This is a genomic window from Labilibaculum sp. K2S (assembly GCF_030372765.1).
In the GTDB taxonomy this organism is placed as follows: Bacteria; Bacteroidota; Bacteroidia; order Bacteroidales; family Marinifilaceae; genus Labilibaculum.
On record NZ_JAUCMW010000032.1, the window covers coordinates 1 to 23845 of the forward strand.

The 23845-nt window shown below is 34.9% G+C and carries 21 protein-coding genes and 2 pseudogenes; 9 read left to right on the forward strand and 14 right to left on the reverse strand.

Going from position 1 to position 23845, the window contains the following annotated elements; genetic code table 11:
* Positions 1-108 precede the first annotated feature (108 nt).
* A pseudogene (locus QUH73_RS20985) lies at positions 109-219 on the forward strand (ATP-binding protein); the annotation flags it as partial.
* 264 nt (positions 220-483) lie between these two features.
* Here the strand turns inward: QUH73_RS20985 and QUH73_RS19780 are convergent.
* The 8 genes from QUH73_RS19780 to tssD (QUH73_RS19815) form a co-directional block, all read right to left on the reverse strand.
* On the reverse strand, positions 484-1278 hold the full coding sequence (locus QUH73_RS19780) for a hypothetical protein (protein WP_289532177.1): 795 nt from the start codon (positions 1276-1278) through the stop codon (positions 484-486).
* Complete coding sequence (locus QUH73_RS19785) at positions 1269-4574, reverse strand: toxin VasX (protein ID WP_289532178.1); 3306 nt, start codon at positions 4572-4574, stop codon at positions 1269-1271. The genes QUH73_RS19780 and QUH73_RS19785 overlap by 10 nt, the downstream gene beginning before the upstream one ends.
* Before the next feature lie 3 nt (positions 4575-4577).
* On the reverse strand, positions 4578-5315 hold the full coding sequence (locus QUH73_RS19790; protein ID WP_289532179.1) for a PAAR domain-containing protein: 738 nt from the start codon (positions 5313-5315) through the stop codon (positions 4578-4580).
* Between the two features lie 25 nt (positions 5316-5340).
* Positions 5341-5742 (reverse strand): hypothetical protein, encoded by a 402-nt coding sequence (locus QUH73_RS19795; RefSeq protein ID WP_289532180.1) that lies wholly within the window; start codon positions 5740-5742, stop codon positions 5341-5343.
* Positions 5743-5751: 9 nt separating this feature from the next.
* Complete coding sequence (locus QUH73_RS19800; RefSeq protein WP_289532181.1) at positions 5752-6030, reverse strand: hypothetical protein; 279 nt, start codon at positions 6028-6030, stop codon at positions 5752-5754.
* 20 nt (positions 6031-6050) lie between these two features.
* Positions 6051-7883 carry a type VI secretion system Vgr family protein gene (locus QUH73_RS19805; RefSeq protein WP_289532182.1) on the reverse strand — a complete coding sequence of 611 codons (1833 nt, stop codon included), beginning with the start codon at positions 7881-7883 and terminating at the stop codon, positions 6051-6053.
* A gap of 133 nt (positions 7884-8016) precedes the next feature.
* Positions 8017-8415, reverse strand: coding sequence for a type VI secretion system tube protein TssD (gene tssD / locus QUH73_RS19810; RefSeq protein ID WP_101310940.1), 399 nt, complete (start codon positions 8413-8415; stop codon positions 8017-8019).
* Between the two features lie 433 nt (positions 8416-8848).
* On the reverse strand, positions 8849-9235 hold the full coding sequence (tssD, locus tag QUH73_RS19815; protein ID WP_101261654.1) for a type VI secretion system tube protein TssD: 387 nt from the start codon (positions 9233-9235) through the stop codon (positions 8849-8851).
* 521 nt (positions 9236-9756) lie between these two features.
* Between tssD (QUH73_RS19815) and QUH73_RS19820 the strand changes: the two genes are divergently transcribed.
* Genes QUH73_RS19820 through QUH73_RS19830 form a run of 3 tightly spaced genes read left to right on the forward strand, consistent with a single transcriptional unit; the run spans position 9757 to position 12131 of the window.
* Entirely contained in the window at positions 9757-10341 is a 585-nt protein-coding gene (locus tag QUH73_RS19820; protein WP_289532183.1) for an NlpC/P60 family protein, read from the forward strand.
* Positions 10331-11245: a hypothetical protein gene (locus QUH73_RS19825; protein ID WP_289532184.1), complete on the forward strand. Its 915-nt coding sequence runs from the start codon at positions 10331-10333 to the stop codon at positions 11243-11245. The genes QUH73_RS19820 and QUH73_RS19825 overlap by 11 nt, the downstream gene beginning before the upstream one ends.
* A 19-nt stretch (positions 11246-11264) precedes the next feature.
* Positions 11265-12131, forward strand: coding sequence for a TssN family type VI secretion system protein (locus QUH73_RS19830; protein WP_289532185.1), 867 nt, complete (start codon positions 11265-11267; stop codon positions 12129-12131).
* A gap of 89 nt (positions 12132-12220) precedes the next feature.
* Here the strand turns inward: QUH73_RS19830 and QUH73_RS19835 are convergent, their stop codons facing one another.
* From QUH73_RS19835 to QUH73_RS19845, 3 genes are all read right to left on the reverse strand, one after another.
* Positions 12221-13549, reverse strand: coding sequence for a DUF5458 family protein (locus QUH73_RS19835; protein ID WP_289532186.1), 1329 nt, complete (start codon positions 13547-13549; stop codon positions 12221-12223).
* A gap of 25 nt (positions 13550-13574) precedes the next feature.
* On the reverse strand, positions 13575-14027 hold the full coding sequence (locus QUH73_RS19840; RefSeq protein ID WP_289532187.1) for a hypothetical protein: 453 nt from the start codon (positions 14025-14027) through the stop codon (positions 13575-13577).
* A 106-nt stretch (positions 14028-14133) separates the two neighbouring features.
* Complete coding sequence (locus QUH73_RS19845) at positions 14134-16554, reverse strand: AAA family ATPase (protein ID WP_289532188.1); 2421 nt, start codon at positions 16552-16554, stop codon at positions 14134-14136.
* 306 nt (positions 16555-16860) lie between these two features.
* On the opposite strand from QUH73_RS19845, the gene QUH73_RS19850 reads away from it, so the two are divergent.
* From QUH73_RS19850 to tssO, 5 genes are all read left to right on the forward strand, one after another.
* The gene (locus QUH73_RS19850) at positions 16861-17253 is read left to right on the forward strand and encodes a GPW/gp25 family protein (RefSeq protein WP_289532189.1); all 393 of its coding nucleotides are present in this window, start codon (positions 16861-16863) and stop codon (positions 17251-17253) included.
* A gap of 15 nt (positions 17254-17268) precedes the next feature.
* Entirely contained in the window at positions 17269-19068 is a 1800-nt protein-coding gene (locus QUH73_RS19855) for a hypothetical protein (RefSeq protein ID WP_289532190.1), read from the forward strand.
* Positions 19068-20084, forward strand: coding sequence for a PKD domain-containing protein (locus QUH73_RS19860; RefSeq protein ID WP_289532191.1), 1017 nt, complete (start codon positions 19068-19070; stop codon positions 20082-20084). Before QUH73_RS19855 ends, QUH73_RS19860 begins: the two co-directional genes overlap by 1 nt.
* A 2-nt stretch (positions 20085-20086) precedes the next feature.
* A complete protein-coding gene (locus tag QUH73_RS19865; protein WP_289532192.1) occupies positions 20087-21229 on the forward strand; it encodes a hypothetical protein in 1143 nt (380 codons plus the stop codon).
* A 129-nt stretch (positions 21230-21358) separates the two neighbouring features.
* On the forward strand, positions 21359-21868 hold the full coding sequence (tssO, locus tag QUH73_RS19870) for a type VI secretion system TssO (RefSeq protein WP_289532193.1): 510 nt from the start codon (positions 21359-21361) through the stop codon (positions 21866-21868).
* Positions 21869-21948: 80 nt separating this feature from the next.
* Here tssO and QUH73_RS20990 read toward each other — a convergent pair.
* The 3 genes and pseudogenes from QUH73_RS20990 to QUH73_RS20995 all read right to left on the reverse strand — a co-directional run.
* Positions 21949-22083: pseudogene (locus tag QUH73_RS20990) on the reverse strand (IS256 family transposase); the annotation flags it as partial.
* Positions 22084-22134: 51 nt separating this feature from the next.
* The gene (locus QUH73_RS19875; RefSeq protein ID WP_289532194.1) at positions 22135-22548 is read right to left on the reverse strand and encodes a transposase; all 414 of its coding nucleotides are present in this window, start codon (positions 22546-22548) and stop codon (positions 22135-22137) included.
* Positions 22511-22783 (reverse strand): ISAon1 family transposase N-terminal region protein, encoded by a 273-nt coding sequence (locus QUH73_RS20995; RefSeq protein ID WP_442913430.1) that lies wholly within the window; start codon positions 22781-22783, stop codon positions 22511-22513. Before QUH73_RS20995 ends, QUH73_RS19875 begins: the two co-directional genes overlap by 38 nt.
* Between the last annotated feature and the right edge of the window lie 1062 nt (positions 22784-23845).

Sequence of the window (23845 nt, forward strand, 5' to 3'; positions counted from 1 at the left end):
CAAAGAGGTGTGAGAGACATTCCTTTTTTTCTATTCAGATTATCAAATATTTATGCCTGATAAGAGCTCCCCAAATTTATTGCTTGATCCGAACCTAGTTCAGGACTTGGCTTGGTGCTGTGTAAAGAATTTGTAGAAAAACAAGGTGGTGAAATTTGGGTAAAAAGTGAAGAGGGAAAAGGAACCAGATTTTGTTTTACAGTACCAAAGAGCTCATGATTTGACAATTTAAAGATTAGTAACAGGAAAATATTTCATTCGTTTATCACTCCAGAACCCGTTCTTTCATACGAAAATTTGTATTGCTTAATTTATAGAAATCTGCTATAATAGAAAAAGAAGACACTCATACTTAAGCTGTCTCAGTCCTCTGGATTTTGGAATTAATTATTATAAAATGGTGGCGTAACTTTTTGTCCGGTCTTTTGTAGGAAATCCAAATTGATGTTTTTCTTTATTAGACATCTTTTTGTTTGAATTAGATTACCATCCTCCTATCCTTTCTCTTTCGGCTTGCTGTTCAGGAGTAGCTTCGGGTGTAGGAATTTGACTGCGGTATAAAGGTTTTTTAAACTTTCCCTTTTTGCGACGCTCGAAATCTTTTTCGCGGTAAGCATCTAAATCTTCAGCTGGAGGCAATGGCCGGTTTTTATCCATATACCAAGTTAAATAGGCTAAATCTTGATAACAATCTATTCCAGGAAATGGAAATCCTAGAGTTGAACCCGCCTTATCTGGCCTAACAATAACCAGCATGTAAGCTCCTATAAAATTCGGACCTCCTGATGTGTACGAGAACTTAATTTTATCGAAAGGCATAGTAATGTTCTTTTTCCACATAAAACCTGGAAAAGTTATGGTGCCATCCATTCTGTTTAGTATTATTTCTTTTTTTGGCATTGTGAAATAATAATAAATAATAAATAATAATATTAATATGCTTATTGATAATGTGTAATAAATAAATTCATTACCAGATCCATCAATTTCATCATTAGTAAAAAGAATGTACAATGATAATAAAACAAATAATGAAGCTACTCCTCCAAAAATTAATGGAGCTATATAGGCTTGTGCGGGAGATTCAACAAATTCATCTGTTACTGTTTGACCACCCATATTACCCTTATAAAAATACTTATCTAAAGGAACAATCACTTTTTGCAACCAGCTTTGTGGCCCTTTATCACCTATTTTTTTTATTCCAGTATATTCGGAATGAGTTACTTTGCGATATAATGGATCTTTATTGTCTTTAGAATTATTTTTTACTGCCATATATCTTTCCCTTTTAACTCATTTATTGTTCCAATTCTTATTTCTTCGGTCTGTTTTGTTCCTAAAATAGGAGTTAATGTTCCTAAGTCAGCTATTGTTCCGAGATATCTTTTTTCATTCTCATTTTTTAAGAATGGGAAAGATGTATTTTTATTGTTAATGCGGACTGCAAATAATATATCGCTGAATTCGGTTACCTGATCTTTATAGGCATAAGGTATGTTTAATTTTATTTTCAAACTATTGGTATGCTTTTGGTCTATGTTAATTTCAAACATTTTATTTGTGGAAATTTTCTTTGATAAAATTTCCATTGGCTGATCCCTTTTGAATCCTTTAGGATATAAAAATACCTTGGTTTCCACCTCACTATCTAGCTCTAAAAATTGCATAAACTGCATAGTAACATCAAAACTATAATATTTTATTGTATTACTTGTAGAGGCTCCAATGCTTGAGTACGATGTATAAGATGTCATTTTTGAATCTATGGGAACAAATAGCATCTGTGTACAAACTAATAAATCCCATAAGCGCACTTGAGCATCGTCTGGATTCATTATTGTATTTATATCTTTTTGTTCAGGAGCTTCGCCCATTAACTTTTTTTTGTTTTCCAATATATATGTTGCATAAGTACCTGGTAATTGGCCTACTTTTTTTTCTAAAGCCAGTTGATCGCACAACAAAAAGTGTTTAAAGTAATATTCCAAATCGGTATCGGTTAATATATTGGCAAGTACAACTAACCCTAAGCCTACTCCTGCTGCAATTAAACCAATAGGTCCGGCAAAGGCCATACCACTACAAAAAGTTATCATAACCGTGGATACACCATATGCCACACCAGCTCCTGCCCAAGCCACACCAGCATCAACATCCAAATCACTAAAGGCATCTACCGAATCCCAAACACACATGGCTGAAGTAGCAAAGCCTCCTATGGCTCCAAATACTTTACTTGCTCTAAATAAATCTTTCATTCCAATCACCTGAACTCCTCTAGCTGTCAACCTTGCCTTTTGTACATTTAATATGGCTTCTGTTAAATCAGCAGCTACACCAATTGTATTTGCTCCTGTTTTTAACTTTTCAATATTGTTATGTGCCTTTCCAAACTCAGTTACTGCATTATACATGTTTAACATCTGCAAACCAGCAATACCTGTAGTAAAAGTTTTGCTATTTAATATTTTAGCGGCTTTTTGGTTAATTTTATTGAGTTGTACATCTCGTTGCGATAGTTCTACATCGTACTCAATAGGCATAGAAATCATTTTGTTGGGACCATCAATTTCTACATGCACATCTGGAGAGTCTTTATATATCCTTAACCAATCTTTTCGTCCGGCATAAGGAGCTACTCTTACATATGTTTTTAGTGTTTCTCCCGTTACACCGAAAGCATCTAGCTGCATATACATTTCACTTTTACGCAGCAAATATATGGGGTTCCCTTTGTATTTATATTTGGCTTGCAGTTTTTTGACAACAAATTCTTTTACTTCCTTTAAGGTTCGTAATTTTTTACCATCTATCACTTTAAGATCAAAAGCTTTTTTGGTCAGGAAACCTAACACGGCACTTCCAAAACCAGCCATTTTAACTTCTGCCCCTAAATGTTCTTCCCAAGTATGTTCCAGATTTAAATCTGAAGACATTAAAGCATGTAATGGATCCATATTTTGGTAACCTGCAGTTTGGCTTTTGATGCCAGTTTGGGTAACATCCGAGTGAACTGATTTTTCATCAATTAATTCATAGATCCATTTTTTTATTTTATCATCTTTTTTCCTGTCTTTTTTAAGTAAAAGATGATTATCTATATCGTACGGGCTAACAAACAAGTTTTCGAAAATTACAGCAATGCCTGACATTCCATCTAGTTTGAATGCTTCGATATTGTGTAAGTAGTCATCTAAGATTTTTTTACAATATTGGGAATTAAGGAAATTTGCTAGTTTTTCTCTTAATTCTATGAGCTCACCTCTCAATTCTTGTCTATCCAATACTCCAAGAATACCTTCGATTTTTTGTCTATCCAATCCATTACCGATATATAGTTCTTTGTGATATCTATTCGGATCCATTTGGCTTCCTGTTTGCATTGCTCTTCCAAGTTGAGCATATCCATTACCAGATCCTCTACTATAACTTCGATTCTGTCTTTTTCGTTCACTGGCTACTTGATCTGCTTTATTTTGCTTCGCAAGTTCTCTTGGGAAATGTGTATCGTTCCAATTGCCCTCAGGCTTTCCGCCGTCATATTTTTCTGTAGTTTCTCTATCTGAGTAAACTATTTGATAACAAGCTAGAGCAAGAGAAAATAATGATTGATGCTCAGCACTAATAGGAGGAATATCGATATCTCCAGCCATTAATATATCCTTGATGACTTTAATAGTTTGTCCAGTTTGGATGTTTTCAACAAGTGATCTAAATTCAATATTTTTAATACCCAGTTGGTAATTTATATCAAGAACACATGCTAAAGGAGAATGCAAAGTAACAAACATATCCTCTTTTAAAGCTTGAGGATCTTTTGCTATAGTAGCATTATCATCGGCAATAATTTCTTTCATGGTATTATTCAACCAAAATGCCTGGTGTTTTTGTTCTGCAGGAAATATTCCAAAAGTTGAATCGAATGGAGTAATATATTCTACTTCGCTTGTGGCATTTCGCTCAAATCCGGAACAAACAACTTTCACCATACGTTCTGCTCTTCGTTGCGTGTTGGTACGCATTAGTGTATGGTAATCGATGGACCATTGAACTGGCGAAAAAGCAATCCACAATGCGGTACCTTGCTTAAAGGTTTTATTTGAAATTGCTTTAGCAGATGATTTTCGGATATCGAGATAGTTACCATTGGAATCTTTATTATCTGCCCAATAAACAGGACGTAAATTTCCTAAATCATTTACTTCGTATTCGTACCAAAGATTTGGATTTCCTTCATCCATAATGTACACATAGCCTGCATTCAAGTATGTTTTTGCATAAAAAAAACCTTCTATTGGTGGAGCCCCTGCAGGAAATACTTCTTCAATGGTTTCTGTCTCCTGTCCTTGATGAGAACTAATAACTTTATTATCTGATGATTGATCCTTGCAACGATTAGGAAACAATGCGTATCTTGAAAAATGCAAGCGAATACCAGGCTTTTTAGTTGCTAAGGTTGAACTTTTAGCGACTGTAGCGCCTCCTCCTTCACAAGTGAATAGATAATCTAACAATTTATCATCATATTCTTTTACCTGTTTCTCTTCCAACTCTAAATTTTCATTTGCCATAACTTAATAATTTTGAGTTTCTTCGCTATTTTCTTGCTCTTCAGGATCTTCTATTTCCCAACTAACTTCAACTTGATTATTGCTCACCGTTCCTGTTAATTCGGTAACCTGCTCTTCTTGTTCTTCATTCCCCTGAGAGTTTACAGCAGGTTTCTTAACTTTAAAAGAAATACTCTCACCATCAGGAATATTTAAAACACTGGCTCTTAGAGTAACTTCCTTAATTACTTTTGATTCTCGAACCAGCTTTTGTTCTTTCACCCACTGTACATTATAAATCTTCGGCTCTCCCTCAGCATTCCCTCTCTGAATGGCCTCAATATTTCCTTGTGCTTCGGTAATATCGGCGACTCCTCCGCTTAAGGCAGCGCCTAATTTATCTACAAGTCGTATTTCTGGAAAAGGAATTTGGGACAAGGGCATTGTTGCTGTAGGCGAGGGGGCAGAGGTGCTAATTAAGATGTTTGGCTCGCCCGACACCACAACTCCTCCGTGTGCAGTCATATCTCCCTGGCAAACTACCGGTACTCCGTTAATAAGTACAGATGGATTGCCTTGAGCGACCACATCGGGTGGACCAACACAAACGCACATATCGCCCATTAGAGCGGCAGGTTTTCCATTAATTAAAACATTGGGTGCTCCGGAGCCAACTATTGGGCCTCCAACATGTGGTACTAATCCACTGCACATTGGGCACACGTGCATACTTCCTATTGTTGCAATTGGTTTTCCTGCCATGGCTGTATATGATTTAAATGAAAGTTTAAGCTGCTTTTTTGTTATTTACCACTTCTAAGAATTTGCTTAAATCATCTTGTTCTATCATGTGTACCGGAATTCTAAGTTTTGTAGTTTTAGATCCATCTTTGTAATGAACAAATATTTTTTTGTCGCTTACTTTTTCTGTTTTGATAATGTCGCCATACTTAATAAATTTCGCCGAAGCCAACGGCGCAAATTTAATTTCCATGTTTTGTTCAAACAATTGTATCATTTTTCGGTTTTGATGCGAAAATGCCATTCCTAATACCAAAATGCTCATTCCTAATAAATAAGGTATTCCATTTGCAATAGCTAAGATTCCACCAACCAACATAATTCCACCAATAAGAAATTGTTGATTCACAAATTTCTTACTTGGTTTAATAACTTTTATTGCTTCCAAGATATTTTATTACTGATTATAAAAGTTTTTCTTTTTTTCTTCGTCAATTATCTTTCTGGCTCCAATCGCACCAATTAGTCCAATTGGAACCAGTATAGCTGATGAAATCATAAATATTTTAGCTCCCAAGATCTTTTTATTGGTAGTAATAAGCACGATGCCAATTATATTACAGAGTACAATTGCACCAACTAAATAAGACAGAAACGAATAATCTGGATCGCCCAAAAAACTAAGGGCCATTAGTGAGTGTATAATTACAGCTACAATCATTTGAGGTTTTATCATTTTGCTAAAATTTCATTGGTTTACATGATTTCAATTTTGCCACTAGCTCCTTGTACGGCAGTCATTTGTCCTTCAACCTTTACTTGCATTCCCGATAATCCAGCTTCTGCTTGTCCCGCAACACTTGCATTTTGACCACTCAAAGCGGCATCGGTAGTGGCTGCAAGAGTTAAAGCAGCACTACTATTTACAGTTGTGTCTCCAGTCGATTGAAGGGCGAGATTTCCTTCAGCCTGCATATTTGCATCGGCCTGAGCAGCAATTCCAATATTTTGTTGTGCAGCAATTTGTATATTTTCTTCGGCCGAAATGTTGATGTTTTTTGCGCTGATATCAATTGTTTCCACCGAACTAATGGTTAACGATTTGGCTTGTGTATCGAAAGTAATAATACTGCCTTCGTTGTCGTATATGTTTATTTTTTCTTCTCCATCAGTATCATTCAGCTCTATGGTGTGTCCGCTTCGTGTTCGAATGGCTTTTATGTCGTTGGTATCGGTTGTAAAGCTTTCCGGTTTGGCCGCTCCATGATATAGGGCTCCAATTACAAAAGGTTTTTCGGCGTTTCCAGCTTCAAAACCTACCATTACTTCTTCTCCAATTTCAGGAATAAAATGGAATCCCTTATCAGCGCCACCATGAGGTTGAGTCATTCGAATCCATGGGGAAGGAGCAGTTAATTGCCAGCTAAACTGAACTCGTATTCTTCCCATACTCTGAGGATCGGCATTAGCTACAACCATTGCCGTTTGAGTTTGACATTGAGGGAATAGAGCCACATTTGTATAGGGAGGATAAACAACGTTTTCTGGAATTGCTTCGAAATTATTTTTGTAATCGCCGGACATTTGACACGTATGCATCAATTTGGTGACTATAAATGTGCCATAAGTAGTTTCTCCATTGGCCGTTTTTTGAGCAATAGAAATTAATCCACCCACTTTAAGACCAGGATTCATAGTACTTCCTGTTAAAATTACCATTCGGGCAACGTTGGCTTCTCCTTGTTTTACAACGGCATTTTCCAGTGCTTGGTTTAAATCTCCGTCAGCAGTGTGTCGGTGAAAATCTACTATGGTTTCCTGCCCGAACATAGCTTCCGATTTTTCGGCCATTAATGCATGATATCCTGGCAACTCAGTGCCAGCTGCTATCGAGCTTTCTAGTTTTTCATTGGAATAGTAATCCCTTGTTACATAGTTAAATGTTTTTGGGTGAGTTTGCATTTTCAGGTTAAAATCCATCAAATCGATGCCATATTTTAATTGTAATGGTTCCGATGTTTCCGATCCGAAAATTATTTTTTGTCCATCGTAATAAAACCATTCACCAAAACGCGAAGCCAACTGACTTAAAAAGCCAAAAGCACTTTGATTGTATTGCACTATGTATGGAAAAACATCTCGGGTAATCGGATTGATGGTGGTTTCCGTTCCACTTTGATAAGAGGCAGTAACTAAACGAACTATTTCCGATAAGTCTTTTTCTTCATATCCAATACAGTTTGGTCCATCTTCCAATAAAATGGTTGGACTGTATCCTTTAATCCGAATGTGATCTCCAACCGATGAGAATTCTGATTTTATGGATTCGGCTTCTGTAATTATTCCGATAAAAGTACCATCCGGAAGGGTTGAATCGCCAACATTGTCTGAAATTAAAATTTCTATCTGTTGTCCAATTAATGATTGTGTTTTATCGATGATTGCATTTCCTTCTCCGGTAAATTGCTCCCACAATATGGTGATATCAAAATAGTGATGGGTATTTATTCCTTGAATAATCTGTAAATCAAGAAAATTAGGATATTGTACTCCATCTATTTTTATGATTGTATTTGTTTGCAGTGCCATGCTGGTAGTTTTTAACTAGTATATTTTTATGTATGGATTTACTTTTTCAGCAATTGGAATTTTAAGGGGTGAATTTTTCCATCGTGAAATGCTTTCTAATTGTTTTAATTACTATCGAATGTTTCCTATCTGATTAAGCTTCAGCATTCCAGTCATTAACAACTGTAACATTTTCGAGATTAATTTCCCGTGCCGATAATTTCATTTTAGTTACCATTGGGTGCGAACCCTCAGAATGAAAATACTCGTGGTAGGAAACGCATAAGGCATCTGTGAAATCAAGTCTTTTTAACCGAGACATTGCATCCCTGCGATAAAAAGTTACACTTCCACTCTTGCGTTTATCAGGAGACGCCATCCAATCGAAAAATTCGGTACTAGAGGTCGATTCCAGTTCCAGTTCAATAATTCCTCCACCAACAGGTTTTTGTGAAGCACGTCCGTTAACAGTGATGGCTTGATCCATCCCAAAATGACAATTAATTACTTTTGCAACAGAGTTGTCTATAATAAATTCAGCCAGAAATGACATATTGATTGCGTTTTACATTGGGTTAAAAACAGGTTTGTCCGTTTAATTATGGTTTAGATGTTTGCTAAAACAAGAAAACGGAGTCGGTAAATTTAAAAATGAAGAAGGTGTCCAAAAAGGAATATTTTATACCGGATTGTCATGTTAAGCGAAGTCGAAACATCTGTTTTTCAAAGTGAAAGATTCTTCGACACGTTCAGAATGACAATAGAACGAAACATTTTGGACACCCTCTTTTTTGTCAGGATTTTTTTATTCTTTTTTCAGGTAATTTTATATTTTTACCCTAAATAGGAATACGTGATGGTATTCTTATTTTAGTTAGGAAGGACGACATAAATATGTCGTCCCTCTTTTAGGAATACGTGATGGTATCCTGATTTTAGTTGGGAAGGACGACATAATTTATGTCGTCCCTCTTTCCTAGGTAAGATTATACCCACTCATTAATGTGCTCACCATTACCCATTTTAATTTCACGGGCAGAGATGGTAAACGATTCAGCCATAGCCATATTATCAAAGGCATTAAATTTTTCCTCATATTTCACAAGGTATCCTTCAGTAAATGACAATTCTTTCTGTTTAGCGTCTGTATCGCGCTTTAAGAAAGTTACAGTGCCATCTTTTCTCTCAAAGTTATTACACATCCATTCGAACATATCAGTATCACCAGTACTTTCCACTGTTAACATGATACGACCACCACGTGTAACAGATGATGGACGACCGGTGGCATCAACTTCTTGAGTTAAATCGTAATTGCAGGAAAGAACATTCATGGTCTTTCCACCTACGTTTAATTTTGCTTTAAATGACATAAAACTTAATTTAAATGTTAATAATAATAATAATACGATCGTGAAATTATGAATAGTATTTTTAAAATCCAATTATGCAGCATTGTAAAAGTTGATATCTTTCGTACTCTGCCTATGGATAAACATATTAAAAATACTCTGTTTCCCTTTTGTTAATGAGCTTTTGTGGATTTTTGAAAATATATATTTTATATGTAAATATTTTTAAAATAATTATTCTTTGTATTCTCAAGTATTAATAGGTTTTATATTTGGTTATGTATTTTTATTCTGCTAAGTGAAATTTTCCTCAAAAAATAATTATAGATTCGTTTGGATTACTAGTAATTATTATTAGTGTGATTATTTAGTTAAGCCTATATGACACATAAGAATACTTTATTTATTGGTGTTTCGGGACTTTTTCATTATTTTAATGAAGAATTACGGTTTAATATTTTTTCTTAGTTATAATCTTTCATAATTTTGTTAGCCGATTTTGTATTCACTGTAAAATCTGTTTAAACCTTTAATTTTAATTAATGTTGCGAAATAATTCATCATTTATTGGGAAGAATGAATTTGGGAGATTAATCCCGGCAATTGGTCTGTTGGTTTGTTTGTGCGGTTTGTTTTCTTGTGGGTCTAAAAAAATTATTCACAATACAATTTATCATGATGAACCTGCAATTGTGGCTTTAAAACAAAAGTATGCATCGATTCTTCACGTAGAGAAGGATCAAATAAAGAATATTGCCTTGTATCAAAATATTGATAAGTGGACTATGGTTAAGGATTCAAATATGGCGAAATTGGGATCTTTAAATGTCAGTTTTATTCAATACTTATATTATTTAAATCTTAGAACTAAGTTACCTTCAGAGCTTAAAGAGCTTTATAAGGCACGAAAAACTTATTTGTTTAAAGATTGTCATTTTTTAGAGGAGGGAGATTTGGTCTTTTTTAAAGAGAATTTTCGTCCCGTAAAGGAAGTCGGGTTTTATTTAGATAATGATGTTTTTGTTGCGGCGGATGCAGGAGGCGATCTTCGTTTTCATCATTTACGGGATTCAATTAACGGGTTTCATGTAATTTCAAATGCTAAGATTTTAAAAGATGTTGAATGAAAATACCTTGAGTGGGTGTATGCAGGATATTAATGGTTTGCCATTTAATTTGAAAGCTGAAATAGTTGCCAATCTTTTGTTTGATAGTGGTGTGTCGCCCGAGAATTTGATGATTCAAATGAATAGTGCTTTCAATAGGCCATTCAGAAGAGACGTAGAGAAGGCCCGGTTGGGAATGAATGAAGAACGTGGACAGGTAAATTTGCTTCTTTCGAGAAATGGAATTTACGATTTATTGCCCGAAGGAGTTATTCATGAAAGGAATGAAGGAAGTGGAAAAGAAAGTGTGCAGCAATTAATTCAGCTTCATCAAAAACAAAAAAGAGAAGAGCGTGAGGCTAGGAGTTTTTTCAAACCTTTCGAGAATGAATTATTTAGAATATTAGTAAAGATAGAACAACAAGAAGTTTCTTTGCTTAAAAATCAGGATCATCAATTTCAAAGTTTTTTAGTCGGATTTTGGGATATCCACCGGGGGCTTGAAGAGTGTCAGAAGCAGTTTTTACTTAAACTTGCTCCTTTGGCATATTCCTTAAAAGGAAATTTGCGTAAGATTTGTAAAGTGTTGCAGGTGTTTTTAAATAAGTCTGTCTCCTATAAAAAGAGCTTGATTTGCATAAAAAGCCAAGAGAAAAAAAGAGGTAATGAAATTACTTTGGGTCGAAATTTTATTGTGGGAGATACGACGGAAGAACTTCCAATGGTTCGATTTTTGATTGAGGGAGTTGTGGAAAAAGAAATTAAGGATTATTTGGAAGGTGGATCAATTCATAAATTTATACTGGAAATTATGGAGTATTTATTGCCGGTAGAATATGAGTTCGATTTTAAATGTAAAACGGATCAGGAGTTTTCATCTCCTGGTTTTGGTGTTCTTGGTTATTCTTCTGTATTAAGTTCCTAAAAAAAAACAGATCAGAGTTATGATTTTAAAAAATTTACTAGCCGGGGATATTAATGCGGTTTCTATATTGTTTCTCTTTTTTGGAGCGATGTTTTTTGCATTCTCAAAAAGCTTGAAAAAGTTGTTCGCACATGATAGAAAGAAGATGATTTTATATTTTCTTGTTGCGGCTCTTGCCTATACTGTTTGCGCTTTGTTTACAATTCGTAATCTAATGTTTTACGGTATAGCTTCCAACTATATTGCTATTATGGTGTTGAGTTTGTTGTTCGGTTATTTGATGATTGTGGCGTTGGAGAAATATTTCGAATGGTCCGAGAAGCTAAAATGGTTAGCACAACTCTTGTTTATACTAGTAACAGTTTTGATTGGTTTTATTGTGTTTATACAGATTGCCGGACGATTTGGGGTGAGTGGGATGCATTATTTCTTTTTAACCGCTACAATTAGTGCAATACTCCCATGGATATTCCGTTATTTATTTAACAGTGCAATGGATATCCCTTTGGCTATTTATAGGAAGTGGGAATATCCTGTCCATAAAAAATATGTACGACCGGAATATGAGGATTTAAAGAATCCATATATTATTACTTTGGAGTTTTTAAAGTCGAAAGATGCTGAGTTTGTGTCAAGATTTAGAGTTCGTGCTCCGGAGAAAATGGATTTTGGAATGTTTTTTTATCATTTTATTAATGATTATAATCAAAAACATCCTGAAGAATTAATTAATTACGGTGGGCAGGATGGTAAGCTGCATAGTTGGATTTTTTATCGTCGGCCTCGCTTTATTGGTCGGTGGAAACAGGTTAATACAGAGCAAACAGTATATAGAAATAATATAAAAGAAAACGCTGTAATTGTGTGTCAAAGGTTAAATGATTAATTTGTTCTTGACCTATTTGAAGACAAAAAAAACAGGCTTGCTAAATGAATAGTAAGCCTGTTTTTTTTATGGTTTAATTACCGGAGTGGCTAGTCTTGGGCATATTCGCTGTCCCATTCGTTTCCATCATCTCCTTTTTGACCTTCCATTTTTATTAGAAAGTTCTTAGCTGGAAAATATGGTTTCATATGAATGTCAAGGTGCACTCTATCTTTTTGAATAGGGTCCTGCTCGAAACGTTTAATTGTAAAATTTTCAATTAGTTTATCCGGACCAGATATGGTATCTAAAAATTGAATGATTTGTTTTAAAAGTTCCTTGCGTGTTTTGGCATTGAAATTCTCAAAAGCTCTGCGATTAAGAAAATCCATCATCACTTTTGTTACGTAATCAAATACTCTAACAACCGAATAAGTTTGAAGACCTAGATTAGCACCGTTAAATAGAGTTTTGGCCGAAAAGGCCATAACTTTACCATATTCGTTAACCATTGGGATTAATCCCATTTTTTCGAGGCTTGAAATTTCGCTTTTACGAAGATCAAATTTAACTCCTTGCACTTCGTTAATTCCACCAAATTTTTTACCTGCAGTTACCTGCGACATAAGGGTTTGGTAAACTTTACCGGCTAATGCTCCTGCCGGTGGAACGTAAAGATCATCTTCTTCGTTTACTTCGTCGAATTTACCTCTGCCAACCAGCCAGTTACAGGTCATCATTACGTTGGAGCGGAACATGTCACCCCCCGAAAGGTTTGCAGCGCTAAACATTTCCATAACATCATCAGCTTCATCCAAATGCTCAAAATCGGTTACCATCATTACTTTGTTGTCGTAAGCGATTTTACCCCATTTTTCGATTAGCATGTTAGATCCCAGATAACCTGGTAAAACTAATAGACCATAGTTGTCACTAAGATCAAGTCGATCGTAAGTATTCTTTATTTCAGATGATACAGCATCTATGAAACGGGTGTTGTCCAAATCCTTAATTTGATCTGGATCCGCATTCATTATGGATATATTTTTTACTTTATCTTGTTCGGAGTTTTTGTAGAATAAAGCCATGCTTCGGTAGGATCGTTCCAAATCTCTGGTTTGTTCGATTACCGTGCCAAGGTTTTTCTTCAAGGTTTGAGCCGTTTCTGTGGCTTTTTCTTTACTGCTGTCGATCATCTCGTTTAGGTCGCTTGAGCGGTTTATTGCTTCGGACCATATTTCAAGAGTTCTTTTTAATTGCTCTCGTTCCTCTTTTTTTGTGTTTTCTGTGAAGAAGATTTTTTTTCTGGCTTTACGCTCAGGGTTCATATTCTGAACTCCTTCAATAGCTGTTTCAAGCAGATCAAATCCACCATATTTTGCCAATTTACTTATATTCTCTTTCAGTGGTAATTCGTTAGCTGCTAGCGAATTATCCATTTGCTCTTTGCTCTGTAGCATTATATTATCTCTCCAATTCGTTTAATTCTTCAATTAATCCGCTGATAGCAGCCGAAAGGGCAGCCTTGGCATCGGGATCGGTAAGGGCAGCCTTTAAAATTTTATTTGTTTTTAGTTGTTTAATTATTTTGTTGTGCTGTTCTTTTTCAGTGGTTAAACTTTTAAGAAACTCACTTTGTGCAGTTATGCCTTTTATGCCAAAATCTCCTAAGTTTGTAAAGCCAATCGTTTCTTTTTGTGTGGTTCCTTCCAAGGTCTCAAAATCTACTTCTATTTGAGGTTTGTAGTGTTGAAAAACGTCTTCAACAGTATAAAGACCTTTCACAATATCTGGTTTAATCGGAGCGTCGTAAGTTAGTTTCTCGATTAATAGGGTTTTGTTTTGTGGAATTTCCTGGATAGCCTCGCCGGCATCTAATCTTACTTCTGTTCCACCAAGCTCAAAATTTCCGTTCATGCTCTGTATTTTTTTATTTAAATGTTAATTAATAGGTTTCTATCGTAAAATATAATTGTTGAATTTGGAGTTGATTAGTCAATGCTCCTTTGAAATGCAGTTGGTTTTATTTAACCTTTAGCTTTAATATTTTATTTTTATCGAATGATACAGTCACTTTTTGTCCGGACTGAAGTTCATTTCCAATAATCATTCGTGATAGTGGAGTGCGCAGTCTGGTGCGAATAATATTACGAAGAGGGCGGGCTCCGTATTGAGGAGAGTATCCTTCTTCAGCGAGTTTTTCTCTGGTTTTTTTGTTGATTTCTAATTCAATTTCTTGTTGGTTGAGTGCTTCAGTCAGTTCCTTGAGTTGAAGATTAAAAATCTTTGTGATATTCTCTTTTGTTATTGGGGCGAAAGGAACTATCCCTGTAAGTCTACCTAGGAATTCTGGTCGGAAATAATTGGCCATGCTTTCCATTAATTTATCCGATGTTGGTAATGTTTTATTCTCATTAAATTGATCAACAATTGATTGGCTTCCAATGTTGGATGTAAAAAGAATTACTGCATTGGAGAAATCACCAGTCTTTCCTAAACGATCATGTATGGTGCCTTCGTCAAGTATTTGTAAGAAAATATCGAAAACAGAAGGGTGAGCTTTTTCAATCTCATCAAAAAGAACAACCGAGTAAGGTTCTTGTCTGATTTTATTTACGAGCATACCACCCTCTTCATATCCTACATATCCGGGAGGTGCACCATATAATAAAGCTGCAGAGTGTTCTTCTTTAAATTCAGACATATCGAAGCGGATTAAGGATGCTGATGACTGAAATAAGAAGTTGGCAAGTTGTTTTCCAAGTTCTGTTTTTCCTGTACCGGTTGGTCCTAAAAAGAAAAACGAACCGATTGGCTGTCCTGGTCTGTTAAGTCCCGAACGGGATTCGAGTATGGATTCACAAACTGCAGTTACTGCTTGATCTTGACCAATTACTGCTGATTTTAAAGTGTCTTCCATGCCTAGTAATCGATCTCGCTCTCGAGTCATTATTTTACCAACAGGAATACCACTAACCCTGGCAACGGTGGTTGCTAAATTATGAAAGTTAATTTCGTCGGATTGATTGGATATTTCATGTCGTAAAATATCAATCATTTTGTAACAGTTGGTTACAGGTTCACTAAGTTCATCTGACTCGTCTTGTGGTTGCCCGATATAGGTGAGAAATTTTCGTAGTCCTGCATCGATAATGTCAATATCATTTGTTTCGCAATCGACTGCTTTTAGTTGTTTTTCTAATTGGTCGATCTCACTTGGTAATGTATCCATTTGAGCACGGGTTCCTGCCATGGTTCGATCAATAAGATCAATTGCCGAGTCGGGTAACTTTCTTTCGCTAAAGTGACGGGATGCAAGAGTTACGGCTTCGGAGATATGTTCCGGCTGTATGTTTAGTTTATGATGATCTTGTAATTGCGATACCGCACTCAAGGTCATCTCAATGGCATGAGTAGTATCCGGTTCTTCAATATGTAAGTGTTCAAAAAGTCTTTTTAAAGCGCTGTCGCCATCAATTAACTTTCGGAATGAATCGTTAGGAATGGTTGCGATTAAAACAAAGTATCCTTTGTTTAATTCCGATTTAAGAAGGTGTGTTATTCCAGTATTCCCCGATTTATCATCTATTAGCGTCTGAAGATCATCTAGAAAAAGAATGGGACGATTTAGCTGTTCCAGTTGTTTAAATACTTTTCGAAGTCTGTCTTCTATTTCGCCTTTATAGGTAGCTCCGGCAAGAATACTTTCCATTTGAAGTTTAAATACCCTTGATTGTGTGAGTAGTGCAGGAACTTTTCCTTGCGATATGATAGTTGCTAATCCGTTAATTATTACAGATTTGCCGACTCCTGATTCGCCGGTTATAAGCACATGTGGTTTTGTAAATCGGCCAATTGTCTCTGTAATGTTTAATAGTTCCTGATCTCTGGCTACTACTGGGGAAAGTTGATGATTCTTTGCTAAGCTAGTCAGATCAACAAGATATTCCAGATCTGATTTTGAACTTTTCTCTTTTGTTTTGCCAGTGTCGGTAGAATTTTTGCTAAAAAATTTATTAAGTAACTGATCGCGCTGAAGAGGGAATGTTTTTAATTGGTCGAAAGTAAAGCCAACACCTGGAGTTATTAGAGCTGTTAAAACACTTAGCGAGTTTAGTTCTGACTGTTCGTTTAGTAAATTCAGTTCTTCTGCTTCCTGAAAGATATTTTCTACTCCATCATCAGCAGGAATTGGATTCGATAATTTGCTGTCTTTTGGGTAGCCCTCCATACGAACGTCTGCCCATTCGTCCAAATAGTAAACATCTACATCCATTGCAAATAGTTGTTCTCGGATACCACTGTTTTTGTGCAGAAGTCCTTTTAGTAGATGTGCGGGAGAAAAGCATGGATTGCTGTTTTCTTTCGCGCATGATTGTGCTACTATTATGGCATTTTTAATTTCGTCGGATAGTTTTATTAAGCCATTCTCGATTTTTATCATGTTGTATTCTATGATTAAACAATATGAAATAGTTTAAGCCGTGAAACCGGCACTTTAGAATCATAAAGTTATTAATAATTTACTTTAAGCACATAACAAATATAATTATTATATTTTATTAAGTAATTTATTAAAATGTTTTTTGGTTAAATTAAAAATGGAAGTGATTGTTTTTTTTGATAAATTCGTAGTTTTATTACCATTAGTTAATATAGATTGGGATGTATTTTGATTTGTTTAATTATTGTTTTATTAATATTATAATTTTGAATGATATACTATTCGTTACCATTAAAATTTGGGAGGTTGTGTGAAAAAAAAGATCATGAACATTGTAGTTTGAAAGAATCTATTTCCCAACACCTATATCTAATCATAACAACAGCTTTAGGAGATTGTTTGTATGATGAAACATTCGGTTGTTCCATCTGGGATAGTGATTTTAATAATAAAATTAATGATAGCAGACTGAAAGAAGAAATCAAATCAGGATTATGTTTGTCAATTAAAAATCACGAAAATAGATTGGATAATCTAAAGATAGAAATAAGTTTTTCGCAATCATTAATTGGTGTTGGGGAAAATGTAACCTGTATGAAGAAGAAGTTGGATTTGAAAGTAACAGGAAGGTTGGCACAAACAGACGAGCCATTTGCATTTTCGGGATACTTCTTCATGGGGCCATTGTCCTACTATTAAATTGATATGAAGTAAATGGAGCATAAAGAGTTAATAAAAGAGAGGATGTTGAAACAGGCATCACGGATGTGGGCTATTGATGAAGTGTATGATGAGTCCTCTTTTGATCCTTTGGTACGAATTCTAATTTCGGCACTTGCCGCAGAAAGTGAGTCTATTTATCACGAAATGGACCAAGTGCAGGATCGTGTAGCCCAAAAATTAATGAATCAGTTGATTCCTCACATTCATGGTGGAGTGCAGCCTGGTTATTCTGTAGCAATTATTAATCCTACTGATTCGGTTGCATGTTTACCTGCCAATTATAAATTCTTGAGTCGGATCCGAAACGAGTTTGATGCGCTTCGGGAATTGCAATTTATTTCTCTTCAGGAGACTTCTCTTTTTAAAGGAGGAGTTAAGTATATCCTTTCTAGCTCGGCATATTATCAAATGACCGATTATCGCTTTAAATCACGGATTGAATCGGATGTTCTTAAAGGGATCGTTCTGGATAAAAACGATGTTTTGTTGGGCATTGAAATACCTGTAAATACGGATGGTTTAAGTATGTTTCGATTGTTTTTCGATTACAAAGAAAATACCTCTGTTCGGGACACTTTTTACAGACAATTGAGAAGTGCAAAATTTTTTCTTAATGACGAGAAATTAGAAGTTAAATTCGGATTGAGTTCCGAAGAAGACGAAGAGTTAACGGTCGATTGGGGAAGTTCGAAAAGTGAGTTGAACGGTATTAAAAAAAAGGTTTTGTCCTACTACGATAGACAATTCATAAGAATAAGGAAAACAAATTCATCTGAACAGGATTTTAAAGCTAATGGTTCCCAAATAGATGAGAATATTTGTTGGTTGCGAATCTGCTTTAATGAGGATTTTGATTCCGGAATATTATCGTCGGTAAATTGTTTTGCAAATGCCTTGCCAGTGGTTAATCTTACCGAAAGAGAGAAGGTTTTTAAGAGTAGTGAGAACTTATCGGTAATCAGCTTACAGGACGAGGAAGCTTTTTTTGCTCTTGATGTGGTGGAAGGTGATGATGGTGTTATCTATGAGGAATACGGAGTCCAAAATGGAAGCGAATGGGAAAATGGTACATTTCTTTTACGAAGGGATGGAGTAGCAGGCATGTCAACAGAAAATGCCAGTGAAGCGATTAATTTTTTGATTGGAAAACTGAGGAACGAAAGTGCTGCATTTGCAATGCTCGATAATGGTAAATTTTCGGATGACCTGAAAGTATTGGGGCAAATAATAGCTCGTTTGCAGCAATCGGTAACCCAAAAGAAAAGGTATCATAGTCCCGTGTATATGTTTTTAAAATATAAGGAAATTGCTGATACAATTTTCGTAAAATATTATACCACGGCCGGAAAAATTTTAAAAGGAATAAAACCGAATACTCCAATATTGCCATATAAAGGGGCATCTATTCAGCAAGCTGGAGGCTATTTTATTACCCCTATGATTGGGGCTCGAAATGTTTTAAACTCTGATGAACAATTATATAATAATAGGTATATGATGTTATCAGGAGGGAGAATTGTGACAGAAAAGGACATTAAAGCATTGGTGTATGATGTTTTGGGGGAAAGAATTGAACAGGTAGTAATTGAAAAAGGATTGATGGAGAGTCAGGATTCTCAAACTGGTTTTGTACGAACTATAAATATCAAATTAAATAGTAAACGTGAAATAGGGGAGGAGGATGCAATGGTTCTTGAAGGACGAGAAATATTGCATGTTTTAGATGAAAGAGGAAGTAATATTTATCCTTACTGTTTATTTATTAATGGAATGCAAATATTCAAACAATAATGGCAAAAAATACTGGTGAACATCGTCAATTTAGGATTGACTCAATGATTTCTAATTTTTTTATACTTCTCTTGATTCCGTTGTTGGCGATTTTAGGTTTTAAATACTTTGCTTATCAGGCACCTCCAGAAGTTAGTTTTGAGGTGTTAGGAGATAAACATATGGCGAATGCAATGTTGAAGTTTAGAAATAATACGGCAGGTGATAATACCTACGAGTGGAATTTTGGAGACAGTACCGCATTGGTACATGAAAAGTCGCCTATTCATACCTATGCTGAGTATGGAGACTATACAGTTACGCTTATCGTTAATGATAGATATGAGTTACAGGAATCGATTCATATAGAGAAAATTAAGGACGATGAGCCTGTTGTTGTTATTCCAAGAATTGCAGGCCCTAAACAGGTTTATGTTGGTGCTTCGGCTGTTTTTACCTGCAGTGCCCAAGGAGGAAGCTCATGGGAATGGCAAGTTGATGGTTCTAGTCAGATGAATTCAAAAAGAAAATCCGTAAAATATACATTTACTAAGCCAGGTTATAAGACGATTAGTTTGGTGGTAGATGGAAACAGGGAATTTACTGCTCAAAAGAAAATATATGTGCGTGTTAAACCAACTGAAAAACACAATATTACCTCGGCTAAGAAGTCGGATGGCGAAATAGAAAAGGATTATATTCCAGAAACCCCAGAAGTGTACCAGGTGTTTAAGGAGATTGAAAAGGAAATGGTAAAAGATGAATCATTGCCCACTGATGGTGAGTTAACGGTTATGCTTCAGCGGATTGCCGAAGGAGTCGGAGATAAAGAGAAATTTTTGAAATATTTCTATGAGAGCAATAAAAATTTAATGGCTAGATGTAATGGCGATTTAATGACTTTTGAGGCAATAATTAAGGATGTAGAAGGAAAAAATATTTTAATAAAAGAATTTTCGACAGAAAGAAGAAATAGCACCAACATTATAAATGTTACGATACGATACAAAAAAAAGCGAGGTTCTAAAAACGATTAACTATGGTAAATGAAAATGATATGTTTCTGCCAGTAAATTGGGTAGATGGCATGAATATTAATAAAAAGCATTTTATTGCTCAGGAGAACTCATTCATCAAGAATAGCATGGGAGTGGCTGGTTTGTCGGTTTCGCCACTAAATTTTGGACTTGTTAGGAGTGAAAGAGATTTTTTGTGGATGGATATTGATAATAACATTCAACTTTTGGTAACTTTTAAACCTGTAGATATTGTTTTTCCTAGTGGCTTTTCCTACGCCATTACAAACGGAAAAGAATTTAAGTGTGATTTGCCCAAAACAGAAAGTGATGCGATATATTATGTCGTTTTATCTATAGATCCCTTTTCTCGTCAACCAATTGGAATGGCAAATGTGGCGGAAAGTCCGGTTCGAAAACCTTTTGTAGCACCCGAAATGAAAATTTCTATTTTAGAAGAGGACGAATTATCGGAAATTTTATTGGGGCAAAATCATCTTGCATTTGGTAAAATAACAAAGATGGATGGAAGTTGGGGTGTAGATTCTGATTATATTATTGCATCAAGGTTTATTGCATCGAATCCTGATTTATTTGATGTTTATAAGCAAGTGGAAACTCATATTAGTTCCATTGAGAAGTTTTCTTCCTCAATCGTTAATAAAATCCGCCTGAAAAAGCAGGATAATCCTCTTGCCAAAGCTTTAAATGAAATTTGCTGTAAGTTGCTTGATTTTTTAAGTGTAACTCTTTCTAGATATAGAATTGCAACTCCTTATGACTATCCTGTTGAGATGGTAATTTTGGTGATGGATTTGGCTCGAATTGTTAAGAATTCAATTGATGGATGGCAAGCATGTGGTAAGGATGAATTTATGACTTATATATCGGATTGGTGTAATATTAACGAAGGAGAGTTTGAGGATGCATTAAATCGAGTTATTAAGCATCGCTACGACCATAATAAAATTAGTATATCTGTTGACAAAACTGTAAAGCTGCTTAGTTTGTTAGAACATATGTTGCAAACTCTTTCAGGTTTAGATTATATCGGCAAGAAAATAGAGACCGATCTTTTTGTTAAGGAAGAAACACTAATGGAAGAAAAAATTGAAGGAACAACTACGGCAAAGAAAAAGAGACCCTTCTTCTTTGGTAAAGAATAGTGCTATGTAAATTGAATGTAAACCAGTAAAACGTTTTTGAAATATTAAACTCCATGTTAAAATCTTTGTACACGCAAGGGAAAATAATATGGTAAGTTTCATAGAACAAAAACTTAAAATATAAAATAGATGAAATCACTAAATGTAAAGCAACGCAGAAAGGCGTTTATTAGCTTCTTTTTCCTGTTTCTGTTAACTACTTCCTTGGTTGTTGTTATTGTGTTTTTTAATTTAAAAGTACCCGAAAAGGAAAATAAATATTTGCATAATAGGTTGAATTACTTGAATTTGGAAAAAAAACAAATCAGTGATTTTGCCCTTAAAATGGATAAAGTAAAGGCATTAATTGATATGATTAAAGTTAAAGGCACTAATATTGAATTTACCGATCAGCTAATTTCAACAGAGTTAGCCGTAATGAGAAATAAGTTTATTGCAGAAGATAGTGTTTCGAATGTTGGAATGTATAACAATATCATTCTTACCTACCTTGAGTTAAAGGAGGCGAAAATTGAATTACTTAATCTGGAAGATGCAAAAACAGATATCGAATCTTATGTGAGTATCATTGAAGAATTAAAAGAGAAACTGGAGGCAAAACAAAGAGATTTGGATATTTACAGGCATAATGCTAAATAAGGATCAATTCAAATATCAGGTGGAGTAAAGTTTTGACACTGTCCCGCAAAGTGTGTAAGTGATATTTCCAGGGTTAGACTTTAGTTAAGTCTGACCCTTTCTTCAAATATAGCTAAAAACTGATTGAGTATCACTCCCCAGTTTTGAATTGGCATCGTCCATTTTTTTGTCGCTTCCCTTGTGGCCAGATAGGTCGATTTCATGACTGCATCATCAATATGAGAATAACTTTACTTACAAACTTTATTGGATACTGCTTAAGTTTTTTATGCATATATTTTAGCTACTCTAAAAAGGAAGAAGTTAATATCTCTGCCCCCTCTAAGTGATGCCCTGAAAGCTTTCAGTTTTGCATTGAAAGATTCCGCAGAAGCATTTGTTCTACGATTATCAAAGTAGTTTAAAATACCTTTATAATGATGATGGATAGTGTTTTTAATACTTGTGAAGGCCTGGAATCCAGACTCTTCAACCTTTCTAAACCAATGAGCTAATTTTGTATAAGCAATGCCTTTTTCTTTGGTTTGTGTGAATAACAACCTCAGGTTATGTGTTAACATGTATGCTTCTTTCATATCAGGATATTGAGCAAATAAAATTTCCGCACGTTTTTTCTGACTTCTGGTCCAATTGTTTGCAGATTTAAAAAGCAAATACCAGCCACTTTCTTTTACGAACATGCAGGTAAACCATTCGTTCGCGAATGGGGTAATCTTGAATCATTACTGCTGACTGAAAGCCTTTTGAAATCAGCTTTTCAGATGAAAATTCTTCTGGTAATTGATGTAATTCATTCAGAAGAACATCCAATCTCTTTTCATCAATAATAACTTGAGTGATCTCAAAGTAGGAAAATGTCTCTTCTGGTAAAATAGCTTGAAGTAAGAGTTTGTAGTGATCTTTTGTTGAATCTATGGTCTAAATTTAAGACAACAAAAATTAAATTATTGCTTTTGCTCCACCAACTTTTTGAATTGATCCGTTATATTGCAGTCTATCCATACCGAACAGAGAAGTTAAGCTTGTTAGCGCCGATGGTACTGCCAGTGGTGGGAGAGTAGGTCGACGCCAACCTTTAAAGAGTCTTGCTCCAACTTGCCTACTTTTATTTTTTAGAATAGAAAAGTTAAGATTATTGGTCTTGATAATTAGTTACTAAATTTCAGTCTTGGATAATAAACCGGCACCAATTTAAAAAGAATCTTATTTCAACTATCTGATATGACTCTTTTTATCTTCTATATTGTAAAAAGTGGGTTATCTCTAGGTGAGTAAAATGGATAATATGCATTGACATCAGAAAGTAGAGTATCAAAGTATTGGAAAATGTATTAGAAAGGAGCGTATACATTTGCTCTCAATTTTTCTTTAAGACATAGACGGTAAGTTTGTTGTTGGTGATACTAATATCTGGAAATTTATAATTTAAGAAAGTGATGACCAGTGCTTTTAAATAATCTCATTAATCATGAATTTTAGGATCTGAAAATTTAATTTGTTTAGTGTTGATTATAATTTTCTGAAATTTAGAGTGCTTATTTGTCAAACTATTTTTGTAAGCTAAAATTGTAACTCCATACTAACTCAAACTTGAACTGGATCAAATTAATGATGGTTTTTGTTACGGTAATGCCTTAGCGTCTCTTTTACTATTATGGAGAATTGGAGATCCTTAATGACAAAGTAATTCTGCATGAGTTAAAATGAATAGGTAATTTCGAGTCAATCTCTAATAGAATCCACTTTCACAATTATAAAATCTCTCACCTTTCAATCGAAAATGGTTTGTTACAATAGCGGTAAAGATCGAATAAGATTTAAAGATATGTAGAGCTTTCATTTTCTTGTTTTATCATTCCCAGGTAGACCATTAAGGACAAATAATGCCTAATTGATGTCTCTTTAATTAAGTTGATGATTGATTTAATCAGACCATTCCCAATTACCTATTAAAAAATTAAGGAAATTGGTCGGGCT

What these genes read in the sequence shown, in the direction of transcription:
- QUH73_RS19780 (WP_289532177.1), bottom strand. Translation starts at nt 1,278, where the DNA reads ATGGCAGTAAAAAATAATTCTAAAGACAATAAAGATCCATTATATCGC.
- QUH73_RS19785 (WP_289532178.1), bottom strand. Translation starts at nt 4,574, where the DNA reads ATGGCAAATGAAAATTTAGAGTTGGAAGAGAAACAGGTAAAAGAATAT.
- QUH73_RS19790 (WP_289532179.1), bottom strand. Translation starts at nt 5,315, where the DNA reads ATGGCAGGAAAACCAATTGCAACAATAGGAAGTATGCACGTGTGCCCA.
- QUH73_RS19800 (WP_289532181.1), bottom strand. Translation starts at nt 6,030, where the DNA reads ATGATAAAACCTCAAATGATTGTAGCTGTAATTATACACTCACTAATG.
- QUH73_RS19805 (WP_289532182.1), bottom strand. Translation starts at nt 7,883, where the DNA reads ATGGCACTGCAAACAAATACAATCATAAAAATAGATGGAGTACAATAT.
- tssD (WP_101310940.1), bottom strand. Translation starts at nt 8,415, where the DNA reads ATGTCATTTCTGGCTGAATTTATTATAGACAACTCTGTTGCAAAAGTA.
- tssD (WP_101261654.1), bottom strand. Translation starts at nt 9,235, where the DNA reads ATGTCATTTAAAGCAAAATTAAACGTAGGTGGAAAGACCATGAATGTT.
- QUH73_RS19820 (WP_289532183.1), top strand. Translation starts at nt 9,757, where the DNA reads ATGTTGCGAAATAATTCATCATTTATTGGGAAGAATGAATTTGGGAGA.
- QUH73_RS19825 (WP_289532184.1), top strand. Translation starts at nt 10,331, where the DNA reads ATGTTGAATGAAAATACCTTGAGTGGGTGTATGCAGGATATTAATGGT.
- QUH73_RS19830 (WP_289532185.1), top strand. Translation starts at nt 11,265, where the DNA reads ATGATTTTAAAAAATTTACTAGCCGGGGATATTAATGCGGTTTCTATA.
- QUH73_RS19835 (WP_289532186.1), bottom strand. Translation starts at nt 13,549, where the DNA reads ATGGATAATTCGCTAGCAGCTAACGAATTACCACTGAAAGAGAATATA.
- QUH73_RS19840 (WP_289532187.1), bottom strand. Translation starts at nt 14,027, where the DNA reads ATGAACGGAAATTTTGAGCTTGGTGGAACAGAAGTAAGATTAGATGCC.
- QUH73_RS19845 (WP_289532188.1), bottom strand. Translation starts at nt 16,554, where the DNA reads ATGATAAAAATCGAGAATGGCTTAATAAAACTATCCGACGAAATTAAA.
- QUH73_RS19855 (WP_289532190.1), top strand. Translation starts at nt 17,269, where the DNA reads ATGGAGCATAAAGAGTTAATAAAAGAGAGGATGTTGAAACAGGCATCA.
- QUH73_RS19860 (WP_289532191.1), top strand. Translation starts at nt 19,068, where the DNA reads ATGGCAAAAAATACTGGTGAACATCGTCAATTTAGGATTGACTCAATG.
- QUH73_RS19865 (WP_289532192.1), top strand. Translation starts at nt 20,087, where the DNA reads ATGGTAAATGAAAATGATATGTTTCTGCCAGTAAATTGGGTAGATGGC.
- tssO (WP_289532193.1), top strand. Translation starts at nt 21,359, where the DNA reads ATGAAATCACTAAATGTAAAGCAACGCAGAAAGGCGTTTATTAGCTTC.
- QUH73_RS19875 (WP_289532194.1), bottom strand. Translation starts at nt 22,548, where the DNA reads ATGTTCGTAAAAGAAAGTGGCTGGTATTTGCTTTTTAAATCTGCAAAC.